Origin of the sequence: Flavobacterium branchiicola (genome assembly GCF_018383905.1) — a bacterium.
GTDB lineage: Bacteria > Bacteroidota > Bacteroidia > Flavobacteriales > Flavobacteriaceae > Flavobacterium > Flavobacterium branchiicola.
On record NZ_JAGYWA010000007.1, the window covers coordinates 368491 to 381550 of the forward strand.

The 13060-nt window shown below is 34.3% G+C and carries 12 protein-coding genes; 3 read left to right on the plus strand and 9 right to left on the minus strand.

What is annotated here, in order from left to right:
• Nucleotides 1-88: 88 nt before the first annotated feature.
• The 8 genes from KHA98_RS18945 to KHA98_RS18980 form a co-directional block, all read right to left on the minus strand.
• Nucleotides 89-1219, minus strand: a complete 1131-nt coding sequence (locus tag KHA98_RS18945) for a peptidylprolyl isomerase (protein ID WP_213259462.1) — start codon at nucleotides 1217-1219, stop codon at nucleotides 89-91.
• A gap of 33 nt (nucleotides 1220-1252) precedes the next feature.
• Entirely contained in the window at nucleotides 1253-2329 is a 1077-nt protein-coding gene (locus tag KHA98_RS18950; protein ID WP_213259463.1) for a peptidylprolyl isomerase, read from the minus strand.
• A gap of 15 nt (nucleotides 2330-2344) precedes the next feature.
• On the minus strand, nucleotides 2345-3034 hold the full coding sequence (gene gldI / locus KHA98_RS18955; RefSeq protein WP_213259464.1) for a gliding motility-associated peptidyl-prolyl isomerase GldI: 690 nt from the start codon (nucleotides 3032-3034) through the stop codon (nucleotides 2345-2347).
• A 6-nt stretch (nucleotides 3035-3040) separates the two neighbouring features.
• Nucleotides 3041-4045 (minus strand): DHH family phosphoesterase, encoded by a 1005-nt coding sequence (locus KHA98_RS18960; protein WP_213259465.1) that lies wholly within the window; start codon nucleotides 4043-4045, stop codon nucleotides 3041-3043.
• 276 nt (nucleotides 4046-4321) lie between these two features.
• A complete protein-coding gene (locus tag KHA98_RS18965) occupies nucleotides 4322-5566 on the minus strand; it encodes a voltage-gated chloride channel family protein (RefSeq protein WP_213259526.1) in 1245 nt (414 codons plus the stop codon).
• 150 nt (nucleotides 5567-5716) lie between these two features.
• Entirely contained in the window at nucleotides 5717-6100 is a 384-nt protein-coding gene (locus KHA98_RS18970) for a RidA family protein (protein ID WP_213259466.1), read from the minus strand.
• A 157-nt stretch (nucleotides 6101-6257) separates the two neighbouring features.
• On the minus strand, nucleotides 6258-6563 hold the full coding sequence (locus tag KHA98_RS18975; protein WP_213259467.1) for a chaperone modulator CbpM: 306 nt from the start codon (nucleotides 6561-6563) through the stop codon (nucleotides 6258-6260).
• Nucleotides 6556-7473, minus strand: a complete 918-nt coding sequence (locus tag KHA98_RS18980) for a DnaJ C-terminal domain-containing protein (protein WP_213259468.1) — start codon at nucleotides 7471-7473, stop codon at nucleotides 6556-6558. The genes KHA98_RS18975 and KHA98_RS18980 overlap by 8 nt, the downstream gene beginning before the upstream one ends.
• A gap of 304 nt (nucleotides 7474-7777) precedes the next feature.
• Between KHA98_RS18980 and KHA98_RS18985 the strand changes: the two genes are divergently transcribed.
• Nucleotides 7778-8491, plus strand: coding sequence for a hypothetical protein (locus tag KHA98_RS18985; protein WP_213259469.1), 714 nt, complete (start codon nucleotides 7778-7780; stop codon nucleotides 8489-8491).
• Between the two features lie 103 nt (nucleotides 8492-8594).
• Here the strand turns inward: KHA98_RS18985 and KHA98_RS18990 are convergent, their stop codons facing one another.
• Complete coding sequence (locus KHA98_RS18990) at nucleotides 8595-9122, minus strand: hypothetical protein (RefSeq protein WP_213259470.1); 528 nt, start codon at nucleotides 9120-9122, stop codon at nucleotides 8595-8597.
• A gap of 228 nt (nucleotides 9123-9350) precedes the next feature.
• Here KHA98_RS18990 and guaA point away from each other — a divergent pair, with 228 nt between their 5' ends.
• Together guaA and KHA98_RS19000 are read left to right on the plus strand one after the other, a co-directional pair.
• Complete coding sequence (guaA, locus tag KHA98_RS18995; RefSeq protein WP_213259471.1) at nucleotides 9351-10880, plus strand: glutamine-hydrolyzing GMP synthase; 1530 nt, start codon at nucleotides 9351-9353, stop codon at nucleotides 10878-10880.
• Between the two features lie 197 nt (nucleotides 10881-11077).
• Nucleotides 11078-12994, plus strand: a complete 1917-nt coding sequence (locus KHA98_RS19000) for a muramidase family protein (RefSeq protein ID WP_213259472.1) — start codon at nucleotides 11078-11080, stop codon at nucleotides 12992-12994.
• The last annotated feature ends 66 nt before the right edge of the window (nucleotides 12995-13060 follow it).

Below are 13060 nucleotides of genomic sequence, written 5' to 3' on the forward strand. Positions count from 1 at the left end.
AGAAAACAGAATTGGTTGAATAAAAAAAGAAAGCCATCAAAAATTGCTAATTGATGGCTTTCTTTTTATTTAAAATAATCAGTATAAATTACTTATTCGGCTGATTTTTATAAGTTTCAATTTCAAAAATCAAAGTAGCGTTTGGTGGAATTACACCTCCGGCACCTTTTTCTCCGTAAGCTAAATTTGAAGGTAAAAAGAAAGTTGCTTTCTCTCCGTCAGTCATCATATCTAACGCTTCAAGAAAACCAGGAATCATTCCGTCTTTTTTACCCACTGTAAAAGGAAAAGCTTTGTAGCCGCCTTGAGCATCTCTGCTTGCATCGTATTTACCGTAAGCTTTTGCGACACTTGCCATGCTGCTGTCAAAAAGAGTTCCGTCTTCAAAATAACCAGCATAATGAAAGTAAATTGCAGATCCTTCAGCATCTTTTACGCCAGTTCCTTTTTGTGTAATTACATATTTTAAACCAGAAGCAGTTGTGGTTGCTTTTGCTTTATTTGCTGTAAAAGAAGCAGCTTTTTGTGTTACTACTTTTTGAGCTTCCAATTTTTTTGCCTCTCCTTTTTTAGCATCGTCAGTAATCACTTTTAAAGCATCAAATTTTTTAGCAGCTGCACCTTTACGGGTAATTGTAATTTTTGTCATGATATCCCCCTGAACAATTTTATTTACATTGTCCATTCCAGATACCACATGTCCAAAAATGGTGTGTTTTCCGTTTAACCACGGAGTTTCTTTATGAGTAATAAAAAATTGACTTCCGTTTGTACCTGGACCTGAATTTGCCATAGCAAGAATTCCGCCTTTATCAAATTTTAATTCTTCAGTGAATTCATCTTTAAATGCATAACCAGGATCTCCTGAACCATTTCCTTCCGGATCACCTCCCTGAATCATGAAATCATTAATAACTCTGTGAAATTTTAATCCGTCATAAAATGGCTTTCCTTTAAGTCTTTCCACTTTTACATTAGGATTTTTTCCTTCTGCCAATAAAATAAAGTTGGCTACGGTAACAGGTGCTTTTACATATTCTAAAGAAAGAACGATGTCACCTTTTGTAGTTGCAATAGTAGCAAAAATACCATCATTTGGATCTGCTTTTGCAACCGTTTTTGTTGTTGCTGCCGCCTTTGGTTTTGCTACAGGTTTTTTTGTTTGTGCCTGTAGGTTTGCAACAGCAAGGCAAAATAAAAATAAAAATTTAAACTTCATTTTGTTTAGAATTTAAGTTTATGTTAGAATGTACTATTGTGGTTTTTCTAATAATTGAATCTCGAAAATGATATTTGCATTTGGCGGAATTACGCCTCCTGCACCAGTTGCTCCGTAAGCCAGATGAGATGGAATAAAAAGAACTGCTTTGTCTCCAAATGAAAGCTGCTCAATTCCTTCAATAAATCCGGGAATCAAACCGTCTTTTTTTCCTGCCTGAAATGGAATTGGCTGATAACCGTGTTGTTCTGCTCTTGCCGAATCATATTTTCCGAATGCTTTTGCAACATCTTCTACACTTGCATCAAATAATGTTCCGTCTTCAAGGAATCCTGCGTAGTGAATGTAAACCTGAGTTCCGATTGCAGGTTTTTTACCTGAACCTTTTTCTGTAATTACATATTCTAATCCCGAATTAGTTTTGGTTGCTTTAGCTTTCAAAGCCGCATAATAAGCTACTTTTTCTTTTTGAGCTCCTGCATATTTACCTTTTTCTTTTGCAATATCTGAGAAGTAATCGTGAAATACTTTTACCGCATCAAACTTTTTAGCTGCTTCACCATTTCTGATAATAGTTACAGAAACAATAGTATCACCTTGTTTTACCTGATTTACAACTTCTTGTCCTTTTTCAACCACACGACCAAAAATAGTATGTTTTCCATCTAACCATGGCGTTTCAACATGCGTGATGAAAAATTGGCTGCTGTTTGTTCCGGGACCATTGTTTGCCATTGCCAAAACTCCCGCTTTATCAAATCTTAAATCTGTAATTTCGTCTTTAAATTTGTATCCTGTATCACCAGAACCAGTTCCTTCCGGATCTCCGGTCTGAATCATGAAATCTTCGATAACTCTATGAAATTTTAAACCATCATAGAATGGTTTACCTTTAAGATATTCTTTTGTTACAAATTCGTTTTTACCTTCTGCAAGAGTTACAAAATTTGCTACTGTAACAGGCGCTTTTTTATAATCTAATTCAACGATAATATGTCCTTTGTTAGTTTCTATATCGGCGTATAAACCATCAGGTAAATTGCTGTGTTCGTCTTTACAGGAATAAAATGAGGTTACGGCTAATAGTAATAATAAAATACTCTTTTTCATTTTTAAAATGTTTTTTTAAGGGTTTATTGTATCTTTTTTCGGTTGAGCAGCAGGTTTTACAGCAGCAGGTTTAGGTGTTGCCGGTTTTGGTGTTTGTCCTGCCGGAGTCTGAGTTGTTGCTGCTTGACCTGCAGACACAGCTGTTTTTGGAGCAGTAGGATCCGGAACAAAATTTCGAAGCGTCACTGTACAAATTAAAGACTGGTTTGTTCCAATCTTGTTATTATCTCCATGGTATCCATAAGCGATATGCGACGGAAACAAGAAGGTAACTGTTTCATTTTTATGCATCAATTTGATTCCGTCTCTCAGACCCATCATAATATCCTGTTTATCTACAGCATACGTTTGAGGACCAAGTTCGGTTTCTGAGTAAATAACTTTACCGTTGATATCTTTTATTTCTAAGTTGAAATAAGCAATATCACCTTTTCTTGGTGTTTGGGTTTCGTTTAGATTTCGCTCATCATAAGAAAACCAATATCCTTTTCTGGTAGCATAATATTTTACCTTAGGATTATTTTTTATGATTTTTTTGATGACACTTTCTTCGTTGGCTACTAATTTCTTATTACGATCCGCCGATTTTTTCATGAAAGTACCCGAAGTTCTCGAAAGTGGTCTTCTCGCTTCTTCATGATGCTTGCAACTCACTAATAAAACAGCAAAAAGAAAACTGCAAATGCTTAGTTTTAAGTAATTCATATTCGGTTATATTTTTAGTTTAGATACTAAATCTTCAAATTTATTTAATGTTTCTTCCATCGATAAATCCGATTTTCCACCAGCCGCATTGCTATGTCCTCCGCCATTAAAATGATCTCTCGCAAATTGATTTACATCAAATCCGCCTTGAGAACGGAAAGATATCTTGATGATTTTCTCGTCTTTATTTTCGATAAAAATAGCAGTAAAAACAATACCTTTTATACTTAATCCATAATTTACAATTCCTTCGGTATCACCTTTTACATAATCGAAAGAATCCAATTCAGCTTGCGTAAGTGATGTATACGATGTTTTATGCTCTTCCTGCACTTTCATATTCTGTAAAGCGCGACCTAATAACTGAAGACGGCTGTACGAACTATTGTCAAATAACAGAACGGGAATTTGAGTATTTTCAACCCCTAAATCAATCAATTCTGCAATAATGCGGTGTGTGTTTCCTGTAGTTCCCGGAAAACGGAATGAACCTGAATCGGTCAAAATTCCGGTATAAATACAAGTTGCGATTGTTTTATCAATATCTTCTTTTTTGTTTAAAAAAGTGATAAAGTTATAAACCATTTCACAAGTTGATCCGTAAGAAGTATCAGAGTACGTATATGCCGCATAATCATCAGGTTTTTGGTGATGATCGATCATGATAAACGGAGCTGTTAGCTTTGCTAAAGTATGCTCCATTTCGCCCGTACGATGAAAAGCGTTAAAGTCAAGTGTAAAAATTAACTCGGCTTGTTCTAATATTTTTGTGCAGTTTTCAGTGTCTTTTTCAAATATTTTTACCGTTTCAGAACCCGGAAGCCAGGCAAGGAAATCAGGAAAATCATTTGGCGCAATCACTGTTGGCTGATGATTATTTTTTAATAAAAAATGGTATAAACCTAAGGTAGAACCCATGGCATCGCCATCTGGACCTCGGTGCGGAATTATTGCAATCTTCTTTGGGGTAGCAAGCAACAATTGTATTGCCTGTATATCTTGTATTTTCATAGTGTGCGAATTTACATTTTTTTAATGTAATGTTGAAATCATTTTACAGATTAACACACTTTTAGGTAATGGATATTTTAAGTTATGAAATAGGAGTTATAAGTTGTTATAAAGCAGTATGTAATTTGAGTTTATTTTGATGCTGAATTTGTACACGGATGAAACGGATTCGCTTTCGCGAAAGCGCTCATTTGAACGGATTTTAATCCATTGAAATTTGGAATTTTAAAAATTTGGAATTTAAGATTTGGAATTTCAAAAATTGGAATTTAGCCTTTAAAAATTAGAATTTAACCTCTGATATAATTTATGTTTTGAGCCTTTAACAATCTGAGATTTATAAATTCCAACAGAACCTGAAGAAAAATAAGCAATTACGCAGGCAAGTGCAATGAAAATTCCGGGTTGAATGCCGAATAATTCCATTCCCATAATAGTACAGGCGATAGGAGTATGTGTTGCACCCGAGAATACTGCAACGAATCCTAAACCAGCCAAAAGTGCAATTGGCATTGGAATAATTAAAGACAAGGCACTTCCTAAAGTGGCGCCTACAAAAAATAAAGGAGTAACTTCTCCGCCTTTAAAACCGGCTCCTAAAGTAAATCCGGTAAAAAGGATTTTAAGTAAAAAATCATACCATTCGTTTGGAGTAGAAAAGGAATCTACAATTACTGGAACTCCAAGTCCGGAGAATTTGGTGAATCCGAAACCGGCAATCGCTATGGCTAGAATAACTCCGCCAATAGCCGGACGAAGCGGTGGATATTTAATGCTTTTTGAGAATAATGAACTCCAAAAATGAGTACTTCTGGCAAATAATAAAGCAGCAAAACCAGATAATAATCCGATAATTATAGTGTAGAATAAAGTGCTGAAACTGATTTCCGGAACAACAGGAATGTTGTAATGGGTATGTTTTATTTTCCAAAATTCTACCGTAAAATAGGCTGCATAAGCCACTAAAAAAGAAAGAACGATACTTTTGAAATTGATTTTACTAAAATATAAAACCTCCAAAGCAAAAATAGCGCCTGCCAGAGGTGTCCCGAAAACGGAAGCAAAACCCGCACTGATTCCGAGAATAATTAAAATTTTACGTTCTGAATTATCTAATTTGAAAAGTTTTGTGAATTGATCGGCGATTGCGCCTCCCATTTGAACCGCGGTTCCTTCACGTCCTGCAGATCCTCCGAATAAATGAGTCAATAAAGTTCCTAAAAGAACCAAAGGTGCCATTTTAAACGGAATTACTTTTTTCGGATTCTCATATTCTTCAAGTAAAAGATTATTTCCTTTCATGACAGATTGTCCCCAGTAATAATAACTTAGTCCAACCAGAAATCCACCAATAGGTAAAAGCCAGATAATCCAGTTGTACTGAATTCTAAATTGTGTAACCCATTCTAAAGCAATCAGAAAAAATGCAGATGCAGATCCTGAAAGCACACCAATTAAAGCGCAAATAAGAATCCATTTAGGAATATCAAGAAGAAGTTGTTTTGGATTTTGGGAAGTCATTAAATATGCGGGACTTTTTTTGCCACGAATTTCACGAATTTTCACGAATTAATGTGTTTTTAATTAAAGGATTTAAAAGAAATCCGTTTAAATCCTTTAATCTGTGGCAAAGTAATTAGTGTAAGTAGTGTAATTCGTGGCTAAAATATATTATTGAATCACAGCTGTAAATTCAATTTCAACCAAATATTCAGGTGCAACTAATTTACTGATTTCATAAAAACCTGTAGTTGGTTTTACATCTTTAAAAAAAGCAGAATGCGCTCTTGCAACATCTTCAAAAGTAGTAATATCGGTAGTGAAAATACGGGTTCTGATGACGTCTTTCATTCCAACGTTTAAGTCTTCCAGAACTTTTTCTACACGTTCCAAAATATTATAAGTCTGAGCATAAGCGTCATCTGCTTTTACTTTTTCGCCATCAACAATTGCCACTGTGCCGGAAACTTCGATAATATTGCCAATTCTTACCGCGCGGCAATATCCCATTTTGTCTTCCCACGGTGATCCTGTCAAGATGTTTTCTCTTTTCATTTTTTTCTGTTTTTTGAATCTGTGTACTCTTTAATTAAAACAAATTCAGGTTAGTTAAATACGCCGCAATTTATGAAATATGCCGGTCAAAATGAGCTGAATTTGCTTGAAATCAATGTGTAAAATGCTCTTTTTTGTGATATTTTGACTGTCAGTTTTATTCCGTAAAATGTTGTTCGAAAAGACGAAGTTTATTTTGTGTCGAAGTTAAATCTTGCTGCAAAGCCTCAATTTTATTCAATAAATGAGCAATGGCATCAATTCCTTCCATGTTAATTTTCAGGTCATAATGAAGACGAATCATTTTCTCTACAGCAGGCAATTGTTTCGGATGAAAATATAGCTCTTCTTCCTGCGAAATAATTTCTATCAGACCGTAATTATTCAATTCCGTTATAAAAGTATTTTCAATTTCGTGATACAGGCAAAACTGTTTTATGAGGATTAAGTTTTTACTATTCATGATTTCTTATTTTAGCTAATTCTTGAAATAATTCTTTCTCTTTTTGGGATAATTTAGTTGGGATTTTTAGGTTGTAGGTAATGTACAAATCACCAAACTGATTTTCTTTTTTGTAAACCGGAAAGCCTTTTCCTTTCAGTTTAACTTTTGTTCCGGTTTGGGTTTCTGCCGGAACTTTAATTTTTACTTTCCCGTCAAAAGTGTTTACATATATCTCTCCACCTAAAACTGCGGTGTATAAATCCAGGTCAACATCGGCATATAAATTATTGCCTTCACGTTTAAAGTCGGAACTATTGGCAATGGTAAATGTGATGTACAAATCGCCATTAGGACCACCATTGGCTCCAGGCCCGCCATGTCCCGGAATTTTTATGATTTGTCCGTTTTCAACTCCTGCCGGAATAGTGATTCGGATATTTTTGCCGTTTACCGTTAAGCTTTGTTTATGTGTGGTATAGGCTGATGCTAAATCTAACTGTAATTCGGCATTAAAATCCTGCCCTCTGTATTTCGACTGGCCTCGGCTGCTTCGCCCGGAACCGTACATAGAATTGAAAAAATCTGAAAAATCTCCGCCTCCAAAATCACTTTCCGAAAAATCAGAATACGTTTGACCACCTTGCTGTTGTCTAGAATATTGCTGCTGATTTGGATCGTAACCGGCTTTTTCAAATTCATCAGCATGTTTCCAGTCTTTTCCGTACTTATCGTATTTTTTACGGTTCTCAGGATTACTCAAAACCTCGTTTGCCTCATTTATTTCCTTAAACTTTTGCTCCGCTTCTTTATCGTTCGGGTTTAGGTCGGGATGGTACTTTCTGGCAAGTTTTCGATACGCTTTTTTGATTTCAGCCTCAGTTGCGTTTTTTGTAACGTCTAATGTTTTATAGTAGTCGATATAATCCATTTTGTCAAATTTTTTATAAACGTAAATTAAAACACTGAATTTAAGAATAAGTTACTAACTGTCAAAGAAAAGCAGTTGTTTTATAACAAAATATTTGGAAAATAACGCTGAAATATTAGTGTGATACTATTTGATTTTAGTGAAGTATTTACATTTTTGGCAGGTTTTTTGTATCCAAAAATTTGCCTAATTTATTGTTATAAAAACCTTAAAGTTAAAGTGACTAAGTAAATTATGCTATTTTTGCTTTGCTATACTATTTATTTTATAAAATTATAAAAGCCGATTCGATAAAACTTTTTCAATGAAGCACATTTTATTTTTCATATTATTTTTTACTGCTGTAACGGTATCAGCCCAAACTGAATTTAGTACTAAATACAAGAGTATTCCTGCTCCAAAGTTTAGTGCAAAACCTAAAAAGACACCCATTCCTCAGGTAAAAGACCCGCAGGCTGATAATTTGGATATTCCGGCTATAAAAACACCAAATGTTTACGACAATACAAGCATAACTCCTAAATCAAAGTTTCAGATTGGTGAAGAAAAAAGTAAATTCACAATGTCAACCGAAACTGAGTTTGCAAACCCAGGAGACCGATATGTGGCAAAAATGGAAAAAGATTTAGATAAAGCCTTAAAAGATGCCGGTTTAAGAGAAGGCAGAGGAACACTTGTCAAGAAAAATATTTCGTTAGGAGATTTCAAAACCAAGTCACAATATTTTATAGTGAAATTTCGTGATTTTGGTGCAATCGATGGCGATTTGGTAAAAGTCTCTAACAACGATTATGTAATAAGAGATCAGATATTTTTAGATTCTAATTTTAAAGATGTAAAAATAAATCTATCTGACGGATTTAATAAATTAGATTTCGAAGCCTTGAATATTGGCTCATTGGGAGGGAATACTGCCGAAATACAAGTTTACGACGACAAAGGTCAATTGATTACAAATGATTACTGGGATAATCTTGCCGCAGGATTTAAGGCATCTATTATTGTGACGAAAGAGTAGCGCGCTTTTCGCGCCAGGTGCAAAGTAACAAAGGTTCAAAGCGACAAAGTTTTTACACTTCGTTTCTTTGAACCTTTGTCACTTTGTTTCTTTGGAACTTAGATCAAAATGGATCTGCAGTCACTCTAAACTTCATATCTGCTTTTACAGTTACATCTTTCGTCAAGGTTTCTTTTAAAGTTACTTTAGTTCTTATTTTGTAACTATCAGCTTTAATGTATTGATCCAGTTTTTTATCGGTACAAATCAAATCGATTGTATTGGTTGTTGCATTAATATTATCCTGATACGCCAATTCAATTTCATCAGAATCTGTAGTTGAAATGTATAAATGAACCGATTTTAAAAACGTAAAAGTTTTATCTGAAGGTTCTGTAATTGCTAGTTGAAGCGATCTTAGCTTCACATCTTTTACCAGACTGGCTTTTGTTTTATTGTTTTCAAACTGAGCTGATGAATTTGTTGTCACTTCAGGAGTAACAATCTCTGATGGTAAATTAATTGGGGAAGTGCTTTGAATTTTGATTGAAGTTTCATTTGAAATAGTAAAGGTCAATAAATCATCTACAGCATCACAAGAACTTAAAAATAAAGATAAAAAAAGAGAAAGGGCAATTAATTTTGATTTCATAAAAAAGAGGTTTTCTCGTAGATACGAGATTTTGTTTGGTTTGGATTTTTCTATTTGAGGTTCAAAGGTACATAGGTTCTAAGTAACAAAGAATTTTTAGTGTTAAATTTAAACTTTGAACCTTTGAAGCTCTGAACCTTTGTGCCTAAAAATTGGAACAATGAAAAAAAAATACATTTTTTCATTGTTCCGATTTTTCATTTTCGAATATAAAAAGTACTTTTGCGCATGCAACACAACGTACTTATTTTAGATTTCGGATCGCAATATACTCAGCTTATTGCGCGTAGAGTTCGCGAATTAAATATATTCTGCGAAATTTTCCCTTACAATCACATTCCAAGTGATTTATCAAGTTATAAAGCCGTAATTTTAGGAGGAAGCCCTTTTTCTGTTAGAGGAGAAGATGCACCACATCCTGATTTATCACAAATTAGAGGTAAAATGCCTTTACTTGCTGTTTGTTACGGAGCACAATATTTAGCACACTTTAGCGGTGGAGAAGTTGCTGCTTCTAATACAAGAGAATACGGAAGAGCAAATTTATCTTACATTAAAGAAGGTGAAACTTTCTTTGAAGGAGTTTCAGAAAACAGTCAGGTTTGGATGAGCCATAGCGATAGTATCAAAGCGCTTCCAACAAATGCTGTAAAATTAGCAAGCACGCATGATGTAGAATTCGCAGCTTACAAAATTGAAGGCGAAACTACTTATGCAATTCAATACCATCCAGAAGTTTACCATTCAACTGACGGAGCAAAAATGTTAGAGAACTTTTTAGTAAAAATTGCTGAAGTTCCTCAAAACTTTACACCAAACGCTTTCGTAGAAGAAATGGTGGCAGAATTGAAAGAGAAACTAGGAGACGATAAAGTGGTTCTTGGTTTATCTGGAGGAGTAGATTCTACTGTAGCTGCCGTTTTACTAAACAAAGCAATCGGTAAAAATTTATATTGCATCTTCGTAAATAACGGTTTACTTCGTAAAAACGAATTCCAAAATGTATTAGATCAATACAAAGGAATGGGATTGAATGTAAAAGGTGTTGACGCCGGAGATCGTTTTCTTGGCGAATTAGCGGGAATTAGTGATCCTGAAACAAAACGTAAAACTATCGGACGTGTATTTATCGAAGTTTTTGATGATGAATCACACTTATTAGAAGACGTAAAATGGTTGGCACAAGGAACAATTTATCCTGACGTAATCGAGTCGGTTTCTGTAAAAGGACCATCGGCTACGATTAAATCACATCACAATGTTGGTGGATTGCCAGACTACATGAAATTAAAAATTGTAGAGCCACTTAGAATGCTTTTTAAAGATGAAGTAAGAAGAGTTGGAGCTTCATTAGGAATAGATCCTGAATTATTGGGAAGACACCCTTTCCCGGGACCAGGATTATCAATCAGAATTTTAGGAGATATTACTCCGGAGAAAGTGCAAATTTTACAAGATGTAGATTCTGTTTTCATCGAAGGGTTAAAATCTTGGGGATTATACGATAAAGTTTGGCAGGCCGGAGCAATTTTGCTTCCTGTAAACAGTGTTGGTGTTATGGGCGATGAGCGTACGTACGAAAAAGTAGTAGCACTTAGAGCTGTAGAATCTACAGACGGTATGACGGCTGACTGGGTTCATTTACCTTACGATTTCTTGATGAAAGTGTCAAATGACATTATCAATAAAGTAAAAGGCGTGAATCGTGTAGTTTACGATATTAGTTCAAAACCACCTGCAACAATTGAGTGGGAATAATTTCGATTATCACTTCATAAAATAAAAAAAATGCCCATTCTATAATGGGCATTTTTTTGTTTCTATAAGAGAGAACGATATTTTAGCAGAGAAAAATATTTTATGTTCTAAGTTGTAACAAAGATTTAGGTAAGGGTAGTGCTATTTTTAAAATTAAGTTACATTTGTAATGCCCTAATATTTTAAACCTACTATTTATGAGAGAACTTTTAACGATTTCTCTTGTGTTTGTTTTGTCTTTTAACAAAATAACTGCACAAGATTCAATTATTGAGCACAAGATTCAAAAAGGAGAAACCGCTTATTTTATTGCCCAAAAATATAAGGTTTCTGTAGATGAGATTTACAAACTCAACCCCGAATCGCAAAGTGGAATCAAAGACAATCAAATAATTAAGATTCCGGTTCACTCTTCAGAAAAGCAAAAACAAGAACAGCAAATTACTCATGTTGTTGGCGCAAAAGAAACCCTTTACGGTTTGTCTAAGCAATACAATGTTTCTGTTGAAAGCATTCAGGAAGCAAACAAAGAGATTCTTGCAAACGGACTCCAAATCGGGCAGGAATTAGTTATTCCGCAAAATGTTTCAAATCCTGCTAAAACAGAAAATGTTACTTCTTCAAAATTAACACATTTGGTAATTGCCAAAGAATCTTTATTCAGTATTGCCAGGCAATATAATGTTTCGGTTCAGGATTTAGAAAACTTAAATAAAGATTTATTGCAAAACGGATTGCAAATTGGACAAACGATTGCTATTCCAAACAAAAGAAAAACGCTGGACGGAAGAGTTCGCGTGATCAATCAGGAAACTATTTTTCATGTGGTAGAGCCAAAGGAAACTAAATTTTCGATTGCCAAAAAATACGAAATCTCGATCGAGCAGTTAGAATCTCAAAACCCTGAAATTGTAAATGGTTTGGTTGTTGGAAATAAATTAGCCATTAATACCAAAGAAATTAAACCTGTCAACGAAAGCGAAGAATTAATGATGGCTTTGGCAGAAAAACAAGTTGTAGTTGAGAAAACAAAAGCAAAAACAGTTGAGCTGGAGGATTTAAAAGACCGATTGGTGATTCAGAAAGAAATGAATCAGAAGATTATCAAAATCAATGATCTGAAAGTAAATCTGAATGATATGAATGGTTCTAAAGAAAATTCGGTTGAAAAATTGCGATTGGTTTTAGAGGCGAATAAGAATGTTCAGGATATTTTGATGGCTAAATTAGATTCGTTGGTTAATACGATGAATAATGATTTAGTGGAATTAAAGCGAATGGATATTTTGAATGTTGATGAATCTAAACGTCTGGAAAAACAATCATCTGAAAGTATCGGAAAAACAAGTGAATTATCTTCTCAATTAAAAAAAGAACTGGCTGAAAACCGAAAAGCGTATGCCGGTTTGATGAATAAAGTAGAGAAAATTGCCGTTGAAGAAAATCAGGAATACAAGAAGAAAATCCGCGAAAGCGAAAAGAATAACAATGTTGCTTCGATACAACAACGCCTTTCTTTAGAAGAAATTAAACGCTATAAAATTGAGCAGGAGCAAGGTGATGCACAAAATCAGTTGTTAATTGCTAAAATTGATTCATTAGATATTCAGAAAAAAATTGAAGTAAAAAGACACATTAGCAAGGCTTCTTATTATAGTATGGAAGCCAGAAAATTTGATGATAAACTAGCTTTGGTTAAACTGAAAAAGTATCAGGATGAAGCGATTAAAAAACAAAGCAAAACAAATTCTGCCGAGGCTTCAAAAATAGTTTCATTAGAAGAAATGAAGCGCGAATTAGAACAAAACCCTCTCAAGAAGGATAAAACAGTAAAGGTTGAAGTTTTTGATAATCTTAAAGAAGTTTCAAATGGGTATTACTTAGTTTTAGGTATATTTACAGACGCAACATTGCGCGATAAGTGTATTATGAAACTTATTGATTCTGGTGATTTTAACGCTAGCTTCTTTTTCAATATTAACAGTCTTTCGTATTATGTTTACTCAGATAAGTTCCAAAACATGGAAGAAGTTTTATATAAATGCAAGAAAAAAGAGGAAGATGAGTTATATAAAGAGATTGTTATCGCAAAAGTTGAAATTGATCTTAGATAATAATTTGCATCGAATTAACATATGGCGCGAATCTTGCTTTGAGTAGAATTTAGTACCTTGTTAGAA

Excerpts from the sequence above, each read along its gene's own strand:
- KHA98_RS18945 (WP_213259462.1), bottom strand. The coding sequence starts at position 1,219 with ATGAAGTTTAAATTTTTATTTTTATTTTGCCTTGCTGTTGCAAACCTA.
- KHA98_RS18950 (WP_213259463.1), bottom strand. The coding sequence starts at position 2,329 with ATGAAAAAGAGTATTTTATTATTACTATTAGCCGTAACCTCATTTTAT.
- gldI (WP_213259464.1), bottom strand. The coding sequence starts at position 3,034 with ATGAATTACTTAAAACTAAGCATTTGCAGTTTTCTTTTTGCTGTTTTA.
- KHA98_RS18960 (WP_213259465.1), bottom strand. The coding sequence starts at position 4,045 with ATGAAAATACAAGATATACAGGCAATACAATTGTTGCTTGCTACCCCA.
- KHA98_RS18965 (WP_213259526.1), bottom strand. The coding sequence starts at position 5,566 with ATGACTTCCCAAAATCCAAAACAACTTCTTCTTGATATTCCTAAATGG.
- KHA98_RS18970 (WP_213259466.1), bottom strand. The coding sequence starts at position 6,100 with ATGAAAAGAGAAAACATCTTGACAGGATCACCGTGGGAAGACAAAATG.
- KHA98_RS18975 (WP_213259467.1), bottom strand. The coding sequence starts at position 6,563 with ATGAATAGTAAAAACTTAATCCTCATAAAACAGTTTTGCCTGTATCAC.
- KHA98_RS18980 (WP_213259468.1), bottom strand. The coding sequence starts at position 7,473 with ATGGATTATATCGACTACTATAAAACATTAGACGTTACAAAAAACGCA.
- KHA98_RS18985 (WP_213259469.1), top strand. The coding sequence starts at position 7,778 with ATGAAGCACATTTTATTTTTCATATTATTTTTTACTGCTGTAACGGTA.
- KHA98_RS18990 (WP_213259470.1), bottom strand. The coding sequence starts at position 9,122 with ATGAAATCAAAATTAATTGCCCTTTCTCTTTTTTTATCTTTATTTTTA.
- guaA (WP_213259471.1), top strand. The coding sequence starts at position 9,351 with ATGCAACACAACGTACTTATTTTAGATTTCGGATCGCAATATACTCAG.
- KHA98_RS19000 (WP_213259472.1), top strand. The coding sequence starts at position 11,078 with ATGAGAGAACTTTTAACGATTTCTCTTGTGTTTGTTTTGTCTTTTAAC.